This window comes from Ruegeria sp. HKCCSP351, from assembly GCF_017872535.1.
In the GTDB taxonomy this organism is placed as follows: domain Bacteria; phylum Pseudomonadota; class Alphaproteobacteria; order Rhodobacterales; family Rhodobacteraceae; genus Ruegeria.
This window is the reverse complement of the sequence record NZ_JAEDOV010000001.1, coordinates 1-19,927: the sequence shown is the minus strand read 5'-3', so window position 1 is coordinate 19,927 and position 19,927 is coordinate 1. Positions and strand designations below refer to the sequence as shown.

The window sequence follows — 19,927 nt, the reverse complement described above, 5'->3', positions numbered from 1 at the left end:
GAATGGAGTTTTCCCTTTTTGCCCATATGGAACGGCTGGGCCCCGAACAGTCGCATGAGAAACTGCATGAAGAGTTCATCGAGCTGTGCAAAATGGCGGATCAGGCAGGAATGCGTGCGGTCTGGACTGGTGAACATCACGGGATGGATTTCACCATCGCACCCAACCCTCTGATGTCGCTGGTGGACATCGCGCATCATACCAAAAACGTGCGCCTTGGCACCGGCACTGTAATCGCGCCGTTCTGGCATCCGATCAAACTGGCGGGCGAGACAGCCGCAGCGGATCTCATGACCGGCGGCCGGATCGAGCTGGGCATAGCGCGCGGGGCCTACTCTTATGAATATGAGCGGCTTATGCCCGGTCTGGACGCATGGACCGCCGGTCAGCGAATGCGAGAGATCGCTCCTCTGCTGCCCAAATTGTGGGAAGGCGACTGCGCGCATGACGGTGAGTTCTTTCAGTTTCCCGCCACCAGTTCGGCCCCAAAGCCGGTTCAACCCGGCGGCCCGCCCATCTGGATTGCCGCGCGGGATCCGAACAGCCACGAGTTCGGCGTTCAGAACGGATTCAACATTCAGGTCACCCCGCTCTGGCAAGGCATCGAAGAAATCGAAACACTGATGACCCGTTTTGAGACCGCCTGCGCCAATCACGATGGAGCGCGCCCCAAGATCATGCTGCTTCACCACACCTATGTCGGGCGCGATGACGCTGAACTGGATCAGGCAGCGCGGGATTTGTCCCGGTTTTATAACTATTTCGGCGCGTGGTTCCAAAACAAGCGACCAGTCCGACAGGGATTGATTCAGGCGCTGACCGAAGAAGAAATGGCGGCCAACGCAATGATGACACCCGAAAATCTGGCGCGTGATCTGACAATCGGCACGGCGGACGGAGTGACAGAGCGTCTGAAACGCTATGAAGACCTTGGATATGATGAATACTCGTTTTGGATTGACAGCGGCATGAGCTTCGAACGCAAACGCGCATCGCTTGCCCGGTTCATCGACGATGTAATGCCAAAGTTTCAGTGAGGGGCCGCAATGCACCAGAAGCCACATTACCAGCTATTTATCGACGGCACTTGGACCGAAGGCGCACGTGGGCAAGTGATGGCCTCGTTGAATCCGGCAACGGGTGAGGAATGGGCCAGTTTCGCCTGCGCGGCACCCGAAGACGTAGAGCACGCCGTTTCTGCAGCGCGCCGGTCACTTGATGATCCGGCGTGGCGGGACATGACGCAAACCGCACGTGGCAAACTGTTATTCCGCCTTGCAGAACTGATCGAACAGAACGCAGAACGCCTTGGCGAGATCGAGACAAAGGACAGTGGCAAGCTGCTGGCGGAAACCGCGACCCAAACGGCATATGTCGGCGATTATTATCGCTACTATGCGGGGCTGGCGGACAAAATCGAAGGCGCGGTTCTGCCGATCGACAAACCAGACATGCATGTCTTTACGCGGCGCGAGCCCATTGGCGTGGTGGTCGCAATTGTCCCCTGGAACGCGCAGATGTTTTTGACAGCTACCAAGCTTGGGCCAGCTCTTGCCGCGGGGTGCTCGGTTGTGCTGAAGGCGTCAGAGATTGCGCCCGCCCCAATGCTGGAGTTCGCCCGCTTGATCGACAAAGCGGGTTTCCCACCCGGCGTCGTCTCCGTCATTACCGGGGACGCAGGAAACTGTGCGATCCCTCTCACCCGGCATCCTGACGTGGACCGGATCGCGTTCACTGGCGGCCCGGAAACGGCGCGCCATGTGGTGCGCAACTCGGCTGAGAACTTTGCCGTAACCACATTGGAGTTGGGTGGAAAATCCCCGATCATAGTTTTCGATGATGCCAATCTGGATGGCGCCGCCAACGGCCTGATCGCGGGCAATTTCGGTGCTTCAGGTCAAAGCTGCGTCGCAGGATCACGCGGGCTGATCCATCGTCCAATTATGGAATCTCTTATCGCCAAAATCGAAGAAAAGATGTCGGGCATTGTCATCGGCGATCCATTGGAACCTGAAACTCATATTGGCCCGCTGTGCACAAACGCCCAGATTGTCAGAATTCAGGCGACGCTGGCCAAGGCCAAGGAACAGGGCGCCCGTATTCGTTTCGGAGGCGCGCCACTGGATCGGTCTGGTCATTTCATGGCCCCAACGCTGGTGGAATGCATCAGTGCCGAGACAGAGACCCTGAAGGTCGAAATGTTCGGTCCCGTCATGTCCTTGCTGCCCTTCGACACTGAAGAAGAGGCAATCAACCTGGCCAATGACACGCCATTCGGGCTTGGTTCGGGTATCTTCACCGAAAATGTCGCCCGTGCTCACCGTGTTTCATCCCGCCTGCAATCGGGCATCTGCTGGATCAACACCTACCGCGCCGTCTCACCCATCGCGCCCTTTGGCGGCTTCAACCAATCCGGTTATGGCAGGGAAGCGGGATTAGAGGCCATTCACGACTACACGCGGACCAAGACCGTTTGGCTGAATACATCGGAAAAACCGATGTCGAACCCCTTTGTTATGCGCTGAGGTGATCTGCAAGACGATCAACGATCGCAACTGCACAGAACCGCTGTCTTCCAGCCTTTTCACTTGCCCCACTTTCAGCCAGATCAAGGGTGGGTGCGATTTGCTTGGGAAAACGCGATGATTGCATCAACCAACAGGTCAATCGTATCGACGGCAATTACGTCCGCGGCGACACTGTCGGCGATTATCGAAAACTCTGAACACGCGATAAGTTGCATAACTGCCCCGGCACCAATCAGTTCCGCAGATACTGTATTCAGAGTTTGGCGTGCCTCATTGTAAGAGTCACCGGCCTTGATCCTGCGGATGGCCGCAAGCATCTTGCCCTCATCTGCTGGCCAGACAACTGACATTCCCCGCGCCTGGAACGCAGTGTCGAAAAGACCTACGCGCCGCAGCGCGGGCGACGCCAGCATCCCGACACACCCACCCGGTCCGATCATCTGGGCGGCACGATCCACTGCCAATTCCACCATGTTCAACAAGGGAATAGTCGCGGCATCCGTAATCGCAGCAGCATAGTAATGTGCGGTGTTGCACGGCATAGCCAATGCCACAGCCCCGGCAGCTTGAAGACGACGTGCCATCGCAGCAAGCACAGGCCCCGGATCCTCGCCCGTTCCGTCAATCAGGTGAACAATACGAGACGGCACCTGCGGGTTCATATCGATCAACAACGGGATATGGTCACGATCATCGCTTGCCGGCACTGCCTCCACCAACTTGCGCTGGAGGAGGATGGTCGCCTCGGGACCCATGCCACCAAGAATACCGATCGGGGCCCGCGTCATTGGTCAGATATTGACCCAGCGGTTCTGATGATCAAATACAAAGTCATACCCTCCCAGGGCCGCTGCACCGCCGGTGTGCAGGAATACGACACGCTGGTCCTGGAACTCGCCTTTGCGTGCAAGATCAATAAGACCTGCCGCACCTTTTGCCGAATAGCAGGGATCCAAAAGTATTCCCTCCAGCTCGGCAAACATTCGGATTGCCTCGATACCACTTTCGGTTGGCAGGCCATAACCCTGCCCGACATAGTCGGTATTGGCCATCACGTCTTCGCGGTTCACGACGCCTGCGCATCCCAGCTTCTCGGCTGTTTTGCAGGCTAGATCGTAAACCATTTGTTCCTGTTTAGGCTGGGGCGCCCTGGTCCCGATCCCCAGAACCGGCACCTTCGCGTTCATGGCGCACATGCCGGTCACCAGCCCCGCCTGCGTTCCCGAAGAGCCGGTCGCGTGCACCAGCCGGTCAATTCTCAAACCACGGTCGTTGGCTTGACCCAAAAGCTCAAAAGCTGCGTTCACATAGCCAAGGGCACCTGTCGGGTTTGATCCACCGCCGGGGATGACGTAGACGTTGCGTCCTTCTGCCCTTTTCTTCTCTGCTGCTTTTTCCATCTCGGCCGGCATGTCATGCCCGCCGGGAAATTTTTCGGTGGTTGCACCGTGCAGGTGATCCAACAGGACATTGCCGTTGGTGTTGTAGTTTCCGTCCTGATAACCGGTGCGATCTTCCAGCAGGATATGGCAATCAAATCCCAGCTTGGCCGCAAAAGCGGCTGTCTGTCGGCCGTGGTTGGTTTGTGTCGCCCCTTGCGTCATGACCATATCCGCGCCCTGCGCCTCGGCTTCGGCCATCAGGAATTCCAGCTTTCGGGTCTTGTTGCCACCGGTCGACATACCGGTGCAGTCATCGCGTTTGATCCAGATTTCCACCCCCAGCTCCTTGGACAGTCGCTTCATCGGCTCCAACGGCGTCGGCAGATGGGCAAGGTGCACACGGGGAAAGCGGGCGAGATGCATGTGGAGGCTCCTAACATTGACTTTCGGCAATTTATCATCGCTTGAACCGCGTATCTAATTCGAAATTCAACTCATAACTTGCATGAATTGCATATTAGATATCCTTGGTCTATTTAAACCCCATGCGCTTGGAATGGATCGATGACATTTTGGCTGTTTTGGATGGCGGTTCGTTGACACGAGCCGCTGAAAAGCGGCTTCTCACTCAATCGGCCTTCACCCGGCGGATACGGCTTATCGAAAACAGCGTCGGAGCCACCCTGTTTGACCGCCGCCGCAAGCCCGTATCACTTATGCCTGGCATTCAGTCATTGGAGCCCGAACTGAGAGAGCTTAGTACGCGGCTGCACAAACTGCGACATGTGCTGAAGACAGCGAATGACCAAACCGGGAAGTCACTGTCGTTTGTGTGCCAACATGCTTTGACGACCACGATTTCGCCAAGGATCGTGCAAACGCTGACCGAGAATGACGATATCTCAATTCACGTGCGATCGGGGAACCAGGACGAATGTCTTTTGAACCTGATCTCAAAACAGGTCGATTTCGCGATCATGTATTCGGTTCCGGGCGACGAAATAAGCAGTATTGGTGACGCATTCGAAGCCAAAACACTTGGCACGGACACTTTGATTCCCGTTTGCGCGCCCTCTGTTCGCAACAAAATCACCAGTGCGGCACTTCCGGTCATAGGCTATCCGCCCGATGTGTTTCTGGGTCAAGTTTTCGCTCGGAAAATCGCGCCGCGATTACCAAAGGAAACCACACTTGTGACCAGAGCTGAAACAGCCCTGACACTTGCGATGCAACAATATGCCATGAATGGAATTGGCGTTGCCTGGTTACCTCATTCTCTGGTTGCTGCGTCCCTGGCAACAGGTCAGCTTCAACGCGCTGACAGCACGCTTCCTTCACAGGAACTGACAATCAGGATGGTTCGTTTTGCGGTTGCTCAGTCCGAGTATTGTGAGCAAATCTGGCAAAGCTTTGATGCGCTTCCGCTCGATTTCGCTACGTTGCATTATTGATCTGACGTCGTAGCAAATCCCTTCCTGAACGTGGATAAGTGCCACCCACCGCATCCTACCCATTCAAGTTGAACCCGAGTGTTAAACCCGCATCGGCACTTCCCGCGGGACTCTGACCTGAATGCGTCTCCGGTTACTCTGCCGCTGCTGTTACTCTGTCCGGTGCGGTCAACCGCTGCCATGCGTCGTACTGAGCCAGAAAGATTTGCCCGTTGAGGTCGTCGAGGAAATGCGACTGTTTCAGACGGTCCATGACGGGGCCTTTGACTTCGGACAGGTGCAGACCAACGCCCATGTCACGCAGGCGATGGTTAATGGCCTCAAGGCTTTCGAGGGCTGAAAAGTCGACCTCGTTCACCGCCGAGAACATCAAAACCACGTTGCGGATTTCGCAGCCTTCGGTCACTCGCGCCTGGATCAGGTCTTCGAGGAAACGGGCGTTCACGAAATACAGGCTTTCATCCACCCGCAGCGTCACCAGTGACGGCTCGGTGGCGACCTTGTGGCGATTGATGTTGCGGAAGTGTTGCGTACCCGGCACAAGCCCGACCTCGGCCACATGCGGGCGCGAGGTTTTGTAGAGATGCAGAAGGATCGAAATTGCCACGCCGCTGGCCACGCCAGTTTCGACCCCGGCCAGCAAAGTCAGAACGATGGTGGCGGCTACGGCGGTAAAATCGGCGCGCGAATATCCCCATGTCTTTTTCAGGATCGACAGGTCCACGAGGCTCAGCACCGCAACAATGATCGTCGCGGCCAGCGTGGCCTTGGGCAAAAAGTACACCAGAGGTGTCAGGAACAGTGCAGCAATCGCCAAACCACCAGCGGTGTAAATGCCTGCCGCTGGAGTTTCCGCCCCCGCATCGAAGTTCACCACCGAGCGTGAGAACCCGCCGGTGACCGGAAAGCCGCCGGTAAACGCCGCGCCCAGGTTTGCTGCACCCAGACCGATCAACTCCTGATCGGGGTCCACGCGCTGGCGTTTCTTGGCAGCCAGCGTCTGCGCAACCGAGATGCTTTCGACAAAACCGATGATCGAGATCAGGATCGCTGGCACCAGCAATGCACCGATGAGGTCCGAGGACAGCCCCGGCAAAGTCAGCGGCGGAAGGTTCTGGGGCACGTCGCCAACAATCTTGACGCCCCGCACATCCAGCCCGAACCCCCAGACGACCACTGTGGTCACCACCACGGCAGCCACTGGTCCGGCCTTGGTCAGCACGTCAGCCAGCAGGGGCGGCACCCCCATGCGCCGCAACGCGGGCTTGAGGTTCTTGCGCACCCAGAACAGAAACGCAGTGGCCAGCACGCCGATGATTACCGTCAGCCAACTGATTTGCCCGAGGTTTTCGAAGATTGAACCTAACATCCCCGGCAGGGTATGCCCATGGGCGTCGACACCCAGAATATGCTTCAACTGGCTGGTCGCGATCAGGAGACCCGATGCGGTAATGAAGCCTGCGATGACAGGATGGCTGAGGAAATTGGCCAGAAAGCCCAGTCGAAAAACGCCCAACAACACCAGAAACCCACCCGACAGGAAAGCCAGCGTCAGTGCCGCCACCATGTATCCAGCTGTGCCCTGCTCGGCCACCTGCCCCACAGCGCTGGCTGTCAGCAGTGACACTACCGCGACAGGCCCCACCGCTAACGCCCGACTGGTGCCAAAAACCGCATAAAGGATTATCGGCAATATCGAAGCATAGATCCCGGCCTCGGGCGGCAGCCCTGCCAGCAAGGCATAGGCCAAGGACTGTGGGATCAGCATTATCGTGACGATCACAGCGGCGATCAGATCATTCGAGAGCGACGCACGGCTATACTGGCGACCCCAGTCCAGAATTGGAAGGAAACGTAAAAGGCTCTGCATAGGTTCACGTCCTGAAAAAGCGGCGGCCCGTTGCACATTTGGCGGCGGCGGGACAGGCCAGAACTGACACCGGTTCTTCCGGTGTCAGTTTCGAAAGGAGTTAATCGGTCGCCACCTTCAGTGGTTCGGGCTTGGCCAACCACTCTTTGCCCTTCAGCATCGCGGACCAGTAAATCGGTGGCAGCAGCTTCTCTTTCAACAGCCACGCCAACCGGCTGGGTTGGGTTCCGTCGATCAGGAGTTTCGGGAAGCTGGGTGTCATCACCCCACCATAGGCAAACTCGGCCAGAACGATCTTGCCGCGCTCGACCGTCAACGGGCACGAACCGTAGCCGTCATAGGCGGCAACTGGGCCGCGGCCCTGAATGTCTGCCACGATATTATCGGCCACGGTCGGTGCCTGTTTACGCGCCGCCGCAGCGGTTTTGGCGTTGGGCGCGTTCATCACGTCGCCCAGCGACCAGATATTGTCGAAGCTCTTGTGGCGCAGCGTCGCCTGATCAACATCGACCCAGCCCGCCGCATCCGCCAGCGGCGACACGCGAATAAAGTCCGGCGCGACCTGTGGTGGGCAGACATGCATCATGTCAAACTCGACTGTGACCAACTCGGGCTCGGTGTCGGGTACTGCAACCTTAAAGGTCGCTTTTTTTGCCGTCCCATCTACCGACACCAGATTGTGAAAAAAATTCAACGAGGCGTCGTATTTTGTGACATATTCCATTAGCGCCGGGACATAGTCCTTGACCCCGAACAGCACGCCGCCCGCGTTCATGAACTGGATGTCGATATCCTTCAGAACGCCTCGCCGGAACCACGCATCGCCCGACAGGTACAACGCTTTTTGTGGCGCACCCGCGCATTTGATCGGCATTGGCGGCTGTGTGAACAGCGCCCGGCCTTCCTTAAGCCCTTCGACAAGCTGCCATGTGTAGGGCGCCAGATCATAACGGTAGTTCGAAGTCACCCCGTTGCGGCCCAAGGTTTCTTCCAGCCCTTCGACCGCGCCCCAGTCCAGCTTGAGCCCCGGAGACACGACAAGACGGTCGTATTTCACCACGCGACAGCCATCAAGAATAACGGCATTGTTCTGCGGCTCGAAGGCCGCAACTGCCGCCTTGATCCACTTCACCCCGCGCGGGATCAGCGACCCCATCGTCTTGGCGGTCTGTTCTGCTGAGAAGACACCCCCGCCCACCAAAGTCCAGCCGGGCTGATAATAATGTACGTCAGACGGATCAATTATGGCAATGGACAGGTCGGATTTGCGCGCGTGCAGGCTGGCCGCAGTGGCGATACCGCCTGCCCCACCGCCCACGATAACCACGTCAAAGGATGCGTCGCCTGTGTCGGTCGGCGTTTTCCCACCATTGGCAATACGGCGGGCAACGCCGCTCATGTCATAACCGGCGACCTTGGTGGCTGACAGAATCTCGGACACCGGACGCTTGTGCGCCGCCTCGTTCAGCGACCACAAAGTGGCCGAGCGCGTGCCGGTCCGGCAATATGCTAGAACCGGACCCGGCAACTCGGTCAGTGCACTGCCAAAGGCCTCGGCGTCGGCATCCCTGACGATCCCGGTTTGCACCGGAACATAGCGCACCTCGAGACCCAGTTTTTCCGCTGCTGCCTCGATTTCCTCGAAAGTCGGTTGATCGGCACCTTCGCCATCGGGGCGGTTGCAAATGATGGCACGAAAGCCCGCGCCTTTTATCGCCTCGATGTCATTTGGCGTAACCTGCGGCGACACCGAAACTGCGCCTGATATCTTTCTGATGTCCATGAGTGCCTCTTGCGTTCAGAGCTTGTTGACTGGAACTTTGAGCATCTGGTTCCCATCCTGGTCCGTTGGAATGCCGCCCGCCCGGATGTTGACCTGAATCGAAGGTACGATCAGCGTCGGCATCGCCAGCGTCGCGTCGCGCTCGGACCGCATTTTGATGAACTCGTCCCTAGTCTTGCCACCGCCCACGTGAATGTTGTGGGCCTTCTCCTCGGCTACCGTGGTTTCCCACTGGATGTCACGCCCGTTGGGACCATAATCGTGACACATGAACAGCCGGGTTTCGTCCGGCAGGCTGAGCACTTTGTGGATCGAGTCAAATAATGTCCCCGCGTCACCACCGGGGAAATCGGCCCGCGCCGAGCCACCGTCAGGCATGAACAACGTGTCGCCCACAAAGGCTGCATCCCCGACAACATGCACCATGCAGGCGGGTGTGTGGCCCGGCGTATGCATGGTAAAGGCGGTCATGTTGCCGATCTTGTAGGTCATGCCATCGACGAACAGGGCGTCAAACTGGCTGCCGTCCCGCTGAAATTCGGTGCCTTCATTGAAGATCTTGCCAAACACGTCTTGCACGATCTTGATGTTTTCACCGATGCCGATCTTGCCGCCCAGCTTTTGCTGGATGTAAGGCGCGGCTGACAGGTGGTCGGCATGGGCGTGGGTCTCAATGATCCATTCCAGCTTGAGGCCCCTCTTCTCAACCTCGGCAATCAGCATGTCGGCATGGCCAAACGTTATGCGGCCAGCGGCATAATCGATGTCCATGACACTGTCGATAATCGCACAGGAAATCGAGGTCGGGTCCGCAACGATATAACTGATCGTCGCCGTCGCCTCGTCGTAAAAACCCTGAACATCGGGTTTCACGCTCAGATCCACTGGGTAGCTTCCAATCGGCGTCGCTATCGCGTCGGCCATCTTTTGGTTGTGTATCTCGATTGACTTCTGATCATTCATGATCTTGCCTCCTAACTGGCGCGGATCCGTTACCCGTTTCCGCCGCGTGTCATCATCATTTCGTGGACGGCGTCCATGCCGCGATCCGCCATCGCGCTCACTTCGGCCGCATGGATATGCATGGCTTTGGCTATTTCCGGATCGTCGGATGTTTGCACCACTACGATCCCTTCAGAGGTCACTTCGATATCCGACGTGATCTTGTCGCCATTTTTAAAAAATATGTCGAGGGTCGGGCTCTGAATGATGATCATCGGATCATCCTTGCGGCCCACCCGATCGATCATCCCGGCAACATGGGAGACCAGAGCATCCATGACATCCGGGTCGGAAGATCTTGTGACAGTGCGAATTCCATTGGGAAGGTTTTCAACCTCGCGCGTGATCGTATCGAAATTGCGGAACATCACAGCCAGCTCGGCGCTTTCCTCGGGCGTCGCGTTCTCGCCCCGCAGCCCCGGCATGTTGACCTCGTCGTGGCCTTGCCCGTCTGCACCATGACGATGCTCTGCCCGTTCACCGGCCATGCCCTGGCGATGCCCGTGCCCGGACATCAGAAAGATGTAACTGCCAGCCGCGCCGACCAAAGCAGCAACAAGCAACGCAATGGCGATGCCGCCGAACGTCCGGGCGGGATTGCGGTCCTTCATCTTCGCCTCCTCCGTTTCTGCCAGCCCACATCCGGCCTTCGCGTGAGACCTGCATTCACCGTGGCGGCATGAAAAGTTGAGGAGTAAATATAACTTTGAAACCCCGACTTCAGTGACAAAGTCACGAAACCGGAAAATTTCCCGAAATGGTCAGGTGCTTTGCGCCAACTGTTTCAAAGCCGCCTTGTCGGTTATCGCAATGCGCCCCCGCGATTGTGTAATCATCTCGCGCTTTTGAAAGTCCTGTAATATCCGCGAAACAACTTCACGCGCGGTGCCCAGTTCGCTGGCGAGTTGCTGATGCGTTGCCTGAATGTATTCCCGCCCCCCGGCCAGAACCAGAAGACGTTCAGCAAGGCGAATATCCAAGTGCCCGAATGCCACGTCATCCACCACCCGCAACAGATCAATCAGCCGGCGCGAGTAGGCCTCAAACACAAACTCGCGAAATGCGTCTTCTTCCGAGACCAGTCGATCGAAGGCATGTTTCGGCAAGGTCACCGCCGTTACGTCGGTTTCGGCAATACCTTCAGCGTTATATGCTTCTTCTGCCAGCATGCAAGCCGTCGTCAGCACACAGCTTTCCCCCGCCTCGACCCGATAGAGCACGATCTCGCGGCCCGAATCCGAACTTTGAGAAACGCGTATCCGTCCGTCATACAGGAACAACAGGCTGTCGGGGACGTTGTCGGGTCCGAAAACCTGGCCACCTTTAGGGCACCGCACGATACGGGCCGCCGTACGTAACCTATCCCGCACAGCTTTCGGAAGGCGACTTGTCCCGTGAAATCGCTCAGTCCAGTCCAAAATTGTCATCTTGCGTTGCGCATGGGTGCCACGATGCCCTCTTCAATCGGCGCGATACGGTTCAACAACTCGTTTCTGTTTGAGGCGATGTCAGCCAGCGTCAGATCATCAAGCACAGCCATGAATGCCCCTGTTGCCTTTTGGATCGCTTGAGACAGTTTACATATTCCGATCAGAGGGCAGGTGTTTTTTTCAGGGTTAAAGCATTCGACCACATCCAGGGGCCCTTCGGTCAGGCGAATTACATCGCCGATTTTGATCTGTTCCGCCGGTTTCGCCAACCAGAAACCACCGCCTCTGCCGCGTGCTGTTTCCAGATACCCGGCCCGACCCAACTCGTGCACGATTTTTACGATATGCGGCCGGGCAAGGCCATGCACCCGCACGACATCGTCAACGCGAATGCGATCCGGGGCCTTGAGCGCAGCCAGTTGCAAAGACCGCAGCGCATAGTTGGAATAGGATGTCAGTTTCATACGTGCCTCCGGCAAAAGCTGTAGGCGCAATATAACTTATTTGCAATTTCTGTGTGTTTTCACGGACCACGTGGTTCGCTGAATGTGAAGTCAGACCAACTTACCGAACCTGCGCAGCGACTGGGTGGCTGACTGGGACGCAACGAACATCACGGCATTTTTGATCCGGAAGCTGTTGGCGTCCGGCCGGCGCGGCAGTTCGACTCTCTGCAAAAAACGCTGAACAAAGACGGTGTGAGTGGCGGTGCTGTCAGACGAATTCGAACCATTCTCAGTTTGCCGCAGAAACCACGAACCTATCCAGAACAAAGCTGACGCCACTCGGCGAGAGCGGCGGTGCGTGTCAACTTGAAGTTGTCTCGGCTGGCTAGCGATCTTTCCTGGTTGAAGTGGTTGTAGACGGACGCGTGGACGGCGGCGAACTTCTGCAAACTTTGCATGCGCCTGAAACGCTGCATCGCGCGTTCTCTTCGTCGGAAAGGCAGGTGCGAGTTCTCGACGCGGTTGTTGAGCCACCTACCCGTCCTTTGTTTTTCGGTAGAGCCAAGCTTTCTGAGAGCGGCCCGGTACGATGCGAAGCGACCCGTGGCGACGGTTTCCGCCTTACCATGTCGCTTCATCAATTTCTTGAGGAATTTCAGTGCTGCAGCTTTGTTTCTGCGTTTGGCAACAACGGCCTCCGGCACCTCGCCGTCATGATCCACAGCCCGCCAAAGGTAATGCCGCTTGCCATTCACCTTCACGAAAACTTCGTCTACGCGCCACTTCCATTTGCAGTATGCTCTCAATTGCTGAACACGCATTCTTCGAATTTCAGCAGCAAACACTGGGCCAAACCTGTTCCACCAATACCGGACAGTTTCGTGGCTCACGTCGATGCCTCGCTCGTGCAACATGTCTTCGACATTCCGAAGCGAGAGCGGGAAACGGATTTACAGCATCACTGCGAGGCGGATGATCTCGGGACTGGATTTGAAATACTTGAAAGAGGCAGGATTGGTCATGGGCAAAAGCTGCGCAACCGCCCTGCCCCGCTCAAGCAAAGTTCTTCTGATAAGGCCTTTGCCCTCCTTTTGCATGGACGCAGACTTAATTCTTAAAAAAATTCCGTTTCCAGAGAATTGTGCAAAAATTTTGGAGTATAGAAAAAGAGTCACGCAGATTTCTTGAGTATTGTGCTTATAGGCACCAGGGGATCGATGATATGAAGACCATTCTAATTACCGGCGCGTCGTCCGGTATCGGCGCGGCAACGGCCGGGTATTTTCAGGCCAGGGGATGGAACGTCGTTGCCACGATGCGGACCCCTGCCAGCGGCTTGGATCTTGCCAATTTGGAGAACGTCCACCTGGCGCGGCTGGACGTGACGGATGCCAAATCAATCGCGACGGCCGTGGCAGAGGGCATCGATCGCTTTGGACAGATCGACGTTTTGCTGAACAATGCAGGCTATGGGGCCTATGGCGCGCTCGAAGCCTTTACGATGGACCGCATCCGACGCCAGTTCGACACCAACGTTATCGGCTTGATAGAGGTGACCAAAGCGGTGCTTCCGCACTTTCGTCAAAACCGTTCCGGCACGGTGATCAATATCTCGTCCATCGGTGGGCAGATCACCTTCCCACTGGGCGCGCTTTATCACGGCACCAAGTTTGCGGTGGAAGGTCTGTCCGAAGCCCTGCACTACGAGTTGGAACCGTTGGGCATACGGGTGCGTATTGTTCAGCCTGGCATGATCCAGACGAATTTCGGCGGCAGCTCGTTCGATTTTGCGATGGATGAAAATCTGTCAGGCTACACGCCGATGGCCGAAGCCATGGGGCGCCTGTTCGGCAGACTCGCATCGAACCCTTCTGCGCCGGAGACGGTTGCTGAGGTGATTTGGGACGCGGCCAACGATAGCAGCGACCGTTTACGGTATCGCGCAGGACCTGATGCCGAGGCTTTGCTGGATGCCCGCAAACAACAGGACGATGCGGTGTTCATCGGGGGCATTAAACAAAAGATGGCGCCCTGAAACACGACGTGACCCGTCATCATGAGAGGAAAAAACATGTACCAAAAAGCAGTCGAAAAAGGCGGCCTGGCCGTTGTCACCGGGGCGGCAAGCGGCGTGGGTCTCGCTGCGGCCAAACGGTTCCTGCAGGCGGGTCTGGGTGTTGTGCTGGTCGATCTTCCGGGAGAGGCGCTGGACAAGGCCGAGGCGGATTTGATCGAACTGGCGGATACGTCCCAGACGGTTCGGGCGATCCCCGCGGACGTGACCAACGCCGCAGCCATGACGGATCTCGCCGATCAGGTCTTTGAACTCGGAGAGGTGGCTGTTTTGATGAACAATGCCGGGATTGCGCTGCCGACCGGCAGTTGGGAAAACAGTGAGAACTGGCGGAAACTGATAGAGGTCAATCTGTTTGGCGTCATGAACGGAGTGCACGCCTTCCTGCCGCGGATGATCGCCGCAGCACGCCCTGCCGTGGTTATCAACACAGGCTCGAAACAGGGGATCACCACGCCACCCGGTAACGCCGCCTATAACACCAGCAAGGCCGCTGTGAAGGTCATGACCGAGATGCTGGCCCACGAGCTGCGCGAGGCGGGTGCCGAAATCAGCGTCCATTTGTTTGTGCCCGGCTTTACCTATACGGGCATGACCCAGAAGTTCATGCCCGAAAAGCCCGCGGCGGCATGGTCAAGCGTCGAGGCCATCGACTATCTGCTGAAGCGCATGTCGAACGGAGATTTCTATATTCTCTGCCCCGACAACGATGTCTCAGAAGCCCGCGACAGGAAACGCGTCGAATGGGCCCTGGGTGATATTGTCCATAACCGGCCCGCGCTGTCGCGCTGGCATCCTGACTATGCGGATGCCTTTGCCACCCACGAGGTCTCGGAATAGCCGCTCCAAAAGTGCGGCCGTAAATGGAGCCAACGAAACTGCTATCCAAATCACAGGGCTTACACCTCGTCGAAATACCTAGCAAACATTCGTACGAAGCGCGGCATCTGAGACTTTGGGCTCAATGTCGTCGTTCTCGGCTTCGCAGCATTAAATTGGCCATAGTCAAATCCGGCCTTCGCTCCGGCTCGAAGGATACCTTGGACAATGCGATCAAATGCTGTGTGTGCAGCCCGCATTTCTGCCATTCGCCGAGACTACAAGTGCTGTTCCACATCCATACTTTGATGCAGTATTCTGATGATCGCGATCAACTCGCCTCGAATTTGATAGTAAATCGCATGCCTGCCGATCGATGTCTTGAGATATCCCTCGCGGACTAAAGATGGTCTGCCCGCCTTCTTCCCCGCCGCGATATCTTCAAACGCGTCGATGATGTCGTTGGTATACATCTCGGCTTGTTCGCGTGACCATTCTTGCGCCGTGTAAATTCAAATCCCTTCGAGATCAGCTTCCGCCATCGGTGAAAGCACATATTTTTGAGATATCAGGTGCTGTTCTTCTGGCGCATGCGTTCCTGAAACGCCTCGCGGTCAAAGGCACGTGGTTCACCCGAGTTTTCACCAGCGATCAATGCGTCCTTCAGCGCCTGGACTCTGGCTTCATGCTCCTCGAGAAGCCTTAGGCCTGCCCGTACGACATCGCTTGCCGAGCCGTAGCGTCCGTTGCTGACCTGAGTGTCGATGAAACCGGCAAAATGGTCCCCAAGGGACATCGGAGTGTTCTTTGCCATGTTTGCCTCCTAGATATCACATATACCAATATTCGGTATTTTTTTAATATCTCCGGATACGTGGTACAGTGGCACGTCATCGAACTGACGATGGGGAGGCATGCGGCGGATCGGAGGATCGGTCAAGCGCTGCGGCATAGCTTCACCAGACCAGACTTTCGCTGCAGTGGCAAAATTGAGCGTACGGCGAGCTGGTGGTCTGCGGATGTAGCTGGCACTCACCTCGAAGCAAATAAGCTACACGAACGCCTGATCATTGGAAAACCGCGGGAGTTGGAAATGAGAAAGCGCTAGATTTTCGATTTGGTCTCGGTATTTTTTGGTAAGCGTTAGTCGCGAACGTAACACTCTTACCATTGCATCAGAAGATGATGAATTTTGCCGCAAGATAACGAAACGCAAGCGAGTTCTAACAAGATTGCAAGACGTCTTGCAGCGATACTGGCTGCCGACGTTGCCGGATATAGTCGTCTTACCAGCATCGATGAAGAAGGCACTGCTAAAATGCTCTTAGAGCATCGATCAGTGACTGATGCGCTTATTGAGAATTTTGGTGGTCGGATTGCCAACACCGCAGGTGACAGCATTATTGCTGAATTTGCGAGCTCTGTCGAAGCGGTGCGATGTGCCGTTGAAATTCAGGAAGCAATACGGACACGCAACCTCTCGGTTCCGTCGTCTTCTCAAGTTCAGTTTCGCATCGGGATAAATGTCGGAGACGTGATCCTTCAAGATGGTGATCTTTTAGGTGACAGCGTAAATGTGGCCGCTCGACTAGAAAGCCTCGCTGAACCTGGTGGAATCTGCTTGTCTGGCGAGGTACACGACCAGATACAAGGCAAGCTATCCCTTGGATTCCGTGCCATGGGAACCAAGCGATTAAGGAACATTGATCGTCCGGTGCGCGCTTACAACGTTGAAGGCGTCCAAGATGTCAGTGTGCGTAAAGAAAATAAGCTGCGCATTCTGGCCGCGGGAGGTGCCTTTTTCGCTGCCGCCTGCTTGGGTCTTGTGTATGTTCTTACTGCTCGTGACAGCACTACAACGCTTTCTGGTGGATCGCCGCCGTGGACGTCTGAAAGCAACCTGGATGCACCTCCACTGCCTCAGATGTCTGACGTAGTTGCATCAGGCGAATGGAATGAACATTCCTATTATGCAATTTTGACATGGGGCAGTTCCTGGCAGTCAGCTGTTGCAGATGCCAAAGAGAGGGGTGGCTATTTAGCTTCCATTACATCCGAAGCTGAGAACAGTTTTGTTTTCGAACTCATTAAGAACGATGAGCGCTTGTGGGATATGCATCAGGATGGGCAAGCTTTCGGACCTTGGATCGGCACATATCAGGAGGAAGGTGCTATTGAGCCAGACGGTGGGTGGGCGCTGGTCAGCGGCGAACCGGTTACGTTTTCGAACTGGTCAGAAGGCCAGCCAAACAATCATGGCGGGAACTCGGACGTCGTTCGGTTCCACAATTACGTTCATCAGCCTTCACCGTATTGGGACGATGCAAACGGCACCGGATCATCACGAGGGTATATTTTAGAAGTTGAGCGCGTGGATAGTACTAACTGAAAAAAGCGGGCCTTTGACGTTGTAAATATCATTACATTCCAATTCTCTGAATACGGGGAACCTGAAGAAGCAAAATGCAAATATTCTTTAGACATTGGATCTTATCCGTTTTTTTAGTGTCGTCGATCATTGCGACGTCGGCAAGTGCGCAAAACGTGACGTTCCCAACGGACTTCTTTGCTGAACGCCTGCAAGGCTCTGCATGCTCGAAGTTTTTTTCTTCATCTCGCCTGAACAGTGACCTTAAGATGATTTCAGCACTAAGTTCAGCGAGCATGACGAGCACCAATTCTCTGAACGTCAACCACGATGCCTTCTCCAAAAGGTGGACAAAGCTCTTAGAAGTTTCATATGGCGCGGCGGCAAAAGGTGACGCCGCGGCCAGCAAAAAAATCTTGGGCACTCTGGTCAATCTTGGGAAAGCGAACGCCCTGCTGAATGCCCCATCATATAATAGCGCAAAGAAAGTGGAGTGCTGGAAAGGTGGCCGAAGCGACCAACCATGTCCACTGCATGTTGTGCAACACACTGGCTATACTGGCGTTGCAATGTTGTATTCGGCCATTGTGCTTGAGGAATACGCGACACCAGACCAGAAACGAATACTGGATACGTACTTTGACAAGATCTACAAGAAATTCCTTTCCCCACTGGCGTCAAACGGCGCGCAAAGTGACGGATTGTATGAATTTGGAGACTATGGTTTGGGCGTGCTTGCCTACGCTAGGTGGAAACGTGATGCATGGCTCGCCAAAAGCGAAATACGCAAGCGCCGCTCCTCTTTCATCAAAAAGATAGATGCCCAGGGCATGCTGAAAGAAAACTCATTTCGCGGCTACCGCGGCTATTGGTATCACACTCTGGGAGCAGAAAGCGCCTTTGGTTACGCGCTAGTTGCCAGAAGTTTCGGTACCGACTTTTTCAAGGACGCCAAACTTGGTCCAAGGCTTCAGAACCTAGCCAATCAAACGGTGATTGGTGGGCAGAGTTACTCTGATTTTCGCGAGCGCGCCCTGCAAAAATCTCCGAAAAATGCAATCAAGGACCCAAGCGCAGAAATCCCCCACATGCATCAGTTCGCCGTTGGCTTACCGATCATCTTAAAACGGGAATATGGCTACGGTATAATAACAACGTCAGCTTACAGATCAAAGGGCCGTCTCGAAACGATCAGCAAAATAACAGGTTTCAACGCTGATTGTTACTACTCCAGTTTACGCTGAATTCGGCAGCGTATCTGTTGCAGCGTGGCACACTGAGAAAATCTAACGTTCTGCTTAGGGCTCTCTCGGAACCTTCGCTGCGCCAGGCTTGAATGGCCGCCCTTCGAGATAGGGGCCGTTCACCTGGTCGCGCGTGAATTGGCGGTGAGCGGACATTTCTGCCGCTCGTTGCAAGAGAATTAACGTCAGCTTTGAACAACGTCGCTGTACCAACCCGACGTTCCTAAACCGCTTTCGCCGCGGTTACCACCGCAGGTATTGGCACTTCCCATTCGGGACCTGAACCATGTCTTTCTAAGACTTGGGATACAACCGCCTTCCTGATCGCTTCCGCATTGTCCGGCGGCTGAGGGCGCAATAATGCGCCGCCCCGTGCCGTGCCCTCTAAGAAGAAATCAAACGGTGCACCGGGGTCACTAACCACCCATTCCGAAGCGACTATAGATTGGTGAAAATTGGCGAATCCTGCTTTCAGAAGTGCTGGAAAGGCGTTTTCCGGATCAGCATAATCATTTGCTCCGGGTCCTGGCGGCAATACAATGTCCGGGGCTCCGTATTTGCCGATTGCACCGAAGACATATCCAAGTGCCGTATCCACTTCCGGACCACACCAAACCGAAAACGCAAGGCGTCCTCCTGGACGAAGCACGCGGCGGGCTTCAGTAAATACTCTCGGCGGATCAGGGACATGCGGTATTCCAAACCCAATTGTCACGATGTCAAAAGTGCCATCGTCGAAGTCCAACGCCATCGCGTCTCCTTCAACGAATTTGGCCTCCGGAACTGACGACCGGGCCATCTCCAGCATAGAAGACGAGAAATCCAGTCCCGTTACACTGGCACCAGCTTTGATGAGACCTTCGGTTACATTCCCGTGACCACAGCACAGGTCGAGTGCTTCGGTACCTGAACGGGCTTCAACCGCCTTTACCAAGGTGGGCACCACCATATCTGCAGCTTTCGCAAATACTTGCGCATAGGATTTCGCTACGTTTGTTTTAGCCCACTCGCGTTTCTCCAACGCAGCGAAGGTGTCGGATTGTTCAGATTCTCGCATCCCACTCTCCTGCAAATCTTTGATGTAGTGAACACTCTGAGTAGACTGATCGTCAACGAGTGTTCCCTGAAGACGACATTCGCCGCCACGCAGCATTCGTCAAAGTGGGCTCGCTCACGACCTTAGCTGCAAGGCGTTCGGATGGCTGCAGGGCGGGACAAGCGGATTTTGGTTGTTTGTGATTCAATGTCCGCTTCAAATGATCACGTGCGATTTCTATTGCTCCTGTAGCCAAAACAGGACTCAGAAGAATCTCGTGCTTCCGTAGCTTCCGGCACCTAAGGTGATAGCCAAGCAGGGTCGGGAAGCGTATGGAAGTTCAACTTGATTTCATGGAACTGTACTTGGTGACACTGGTGATCCTTAACGGATCAGCAAGCCAGGCTGCCATTGGCATGGGACTGAACCTTATCGCGATTGGACCTGTCCCATTTTTGTGCCGCCCCAAGTGCTCGTTTAGGCCACTTTCCGTT

Annotated in this window: 18 protein-coding genes and 1 pseudogene; 7 read left to right on the top strand and 12 right to left on the bottom strand. The window is 55.6% G+C overall.

What is annotated here, in order from left to right:
• The first annotated feature begins 2 nt into the window (after positions 1-2).
• Complete coding sequence (locus I9182_RS00095; protein WP_209595728.1) at positions 3-1,037, top strand: LLM class flavin-dependent oxidoreductase; 1,035 nt, start codon at positions 3-5, stop codon at positions 1,035-1,037.
• Positions 1,038-1,046: 9 nt separating this feature from the next.
• Complete coding sequence (locus I9182_RS00090) at positions 1,047-2,525, top strand: aldehyde dehydrogenase (protein WP_209595726.1); 1,479 nt, start codon at positions 1,047-1,049, stop codon at positions 2,523-2,525.
• A gap of 83 nt (positions 2,526-2,608) precedes the next feature.
• Here the strand turns inward: I9182_RS00090 and I9182_RS00085 are convergent, their stop codons facing one another.
• On the bottom strand, positions 2,609-3,316 hold the full coding sequence (locus I9182_RS00085) for an amino acid racemase (protein WP_209595724.1): 708 nt from the start codon (positions 3,314-3,316) through the stop codon (positions 2,609-2,611).
• 3 nt (positions 3,317-3,319) lie between these two features.
• Positions 3,320-4,333, bottom strand: coding sequence for a D-cysteine desulfhydrase (locus tag I9182_RS00080; protein WP_209595722.1), 1,014 nt, complete (start codon positions 4,331-4,333; stop codon positions 3,320-3,322).
• Positions 4,334-4,455: 122 nt separating this feature from the next.
• Between I9182_RS00080 and I9182_RS00075 the strand changes: the two genes are divergently transcribed.
• The gene (locus I9182_RS00075) at positions 4,456-5,361 is read left to right on the top strand and encodes a LysR substrate-binding domain-containing protein (RefSeq protein ID WP_209595720.1); all 906 of its coding nucleotides are present in this window, start codon (positions 4,456-4,458) and stop codon (positions 5,359-5,361) included.
• Positions 5,362-5,494: 133 nt separating this feature from the next.
• Here I9182_RS00075 and sulP read toward each other — a convergent pair whose 3' ends face one another.
• The 7 genes and pseudogenes from sulP to I9182_RS00040 all read right to left on the bottom strand — a co-directional run bounded on the left by sulP (position 5,495) and on the right by I9182_RS00040 (position 12,914).
• Positions 5,495-7,231, bottom strand: coding sequence for a sulfate permease (gene sulP, locus I9182_RS00070; RefSeq protein ID WP_209595718.1), 1,737 nt, complete (start codon positions 7,229-7,231; stop codon positions 5,495-5,497).
• Between the two features lie 100 nt (positions 7,232-7,331).
• A complete protein-coding gene (locus I9182_RS00065; RefSeq protein WP_209595715.1) occupies positions 7,332-9,014 on the bottom strand; it encodes a bifunctional protein tyrosine phosphatase family protein/NAD(P)/FAD-dependent oxidoreductase in 1,683 nt (560 codons plus the stop codon).
• Between the two features lie 15 nt (positions 9,015-9,029).
• Positions 9,030-9,914, bottom strand: a complete 885-nt coding sequence (locus I9182_RS00060; protein WP_209596690.1) for an MBL fold metallo-hydrolase — start codon at positions 9,912-9,914, stop codon at positions 9,030-9,032.
• A gap of 92 nt (positions 9,915-10,006) precedes the next feature.
• Entirely contained in the window at positions 10,007-10,627 is a 621-nt protein-coding gene (locus I9182_RS00055; protein ID WP_245220422.1) for a hypothetical protein, read from the bottom strand.
• 150 nt (positions 10,628-10,777) lie between these two features.
• Entirely contained in the window at positions 10,778-11,443 is a 666-nt protein-coding gene (locus I9182_RS00050; protein WP_209595713.1) for a Crp/Fnr family transcriptional regulator, read from the bottom strand.
• Positions 11,440-11,910: an Rrf2 family transcriptional regulator gene (locus I9182_RS00045; RefSeq protein WP_209504381.1), complete on the bottom strand. Its 471-nt coding sequence runs from the start codon at positions 11,908-11,910 to the stop codon at positions 11,440-11,442. The genes I9182_RS00050 and I9182_RS00045 overlap by 4 nt, the downstream gene beginning before the upstream one ends.
• A 296-nt stretch (positions 11,911-12,206) precedes the next feature.
• Positions 12,207-12,914, bottom strand: a pseudogene (locus tag I9182_RS00040) (IS6 family transposase).
• A 200-nt stretch (positions 12,915-13,114) separates the two neighbouring features.
• On the opposite strand from I9182_RS00040, the gene I9182_RS00035 reads away from it, so the two are divergent.
• Complete coding sequence (locus I9182_RS00035; RefSeq protein ID WP_209595711.1) at positions 13,115-13,927, top strand: SDR family oxidoreductase; 813 nt, start codon at positions 13,115-13,117, stop codon at positions 13,925-13,927.
• A gap of 36 nt (positions 13,928-13,963) precedes the next feature.
• Positions 13,964-14,806 (top strand): SDR family NAD(P)-dependent oxidoreductase, encoded by an 843-nt coding sequence (locus I9182_RS00030; RefSeq protein WP_209595709.1) that lies wholly within the window; start codon positions 13,964-13,966, stop codon positions 14,804-14,806.
• Between the two features lie 257 nt (positions 14,807-15,063).
• Here I9182_RS00030 and I9182_RS00025 read toward each other — a convergent pair whose 3' ends face one another.
• Both I9182_RS00025 and I9182_RS00020 read right to left on the bottom strand, forming a co-directional pair.
• Positions 15,064-15,297 (bottom strand): type II toxin-antitoxin system RelE/ParE family toxin, encoded by a 234-nt coding sequence (locus I9182_RS00025; protein ID WP_348540373.1) that lies wholly within the window; start codon positions 15,295-15,297, stop codon positions 15,064-15,066.
• Between the two features lie 56 nt (positions 15,298-15,353).
• Entirely contained in the window at positions 15,354-15,599 is a 246-nt protein-coding gene (locus tag I9182_RS00020) for a type II toxin-antitoxin system ParD family antitoxin (RefSeq protein WP_209595705.1), read from the bottom strand.
• A gap of 378 nt (positions 15,600-15,977) precedes the next feature.
• Here I9182_RS00020 and I9182_RS00015 point away from each other — a divergent pair, with 378 nt between their 5' ends.
• A complete protein-coding gene (locus I9182_RS00015) occupies positions 15,978-17,174 on the top strand; it encodes an adenylate/guanylate cyclase domain-containing protein (RefSeq protein ID WP_209504386.1) in 1,197 nt (398 codons plus the stop codon).
• Between the two features lie 74 nt (positions 17,175-17,248).
• A complete protein-coding gene (locus I9182_RS00010) occupies positions 17,249-18,397 on the top strand; it encodes a hypothetical protein (RefSeq protein ID WP_209595703.1) in 1,149 nt (382 codons plus the stop codon).
• A 223-nt stretch (positions 18,398-18,620) separates the two neighbouring features.
• On the opposite strand, the gene I9182_RS00005 is transcribed toward I9182_RS00010, so the two are convergent.
• Positions 18,621-19,550: a methyltransferase domain-containing protein gene (locus tag I9182_RS00005; RefSeq protein ID WP_245222447.1), complete on the bottom strand. Its 930-nt coding sequence runs from the start codon at positions 19,548-19,550 to the stop codon at positions 18,621-18,623.
• Between the last annotated feature and the right edge of the window lie 377 nt (positions 19,551-19,927).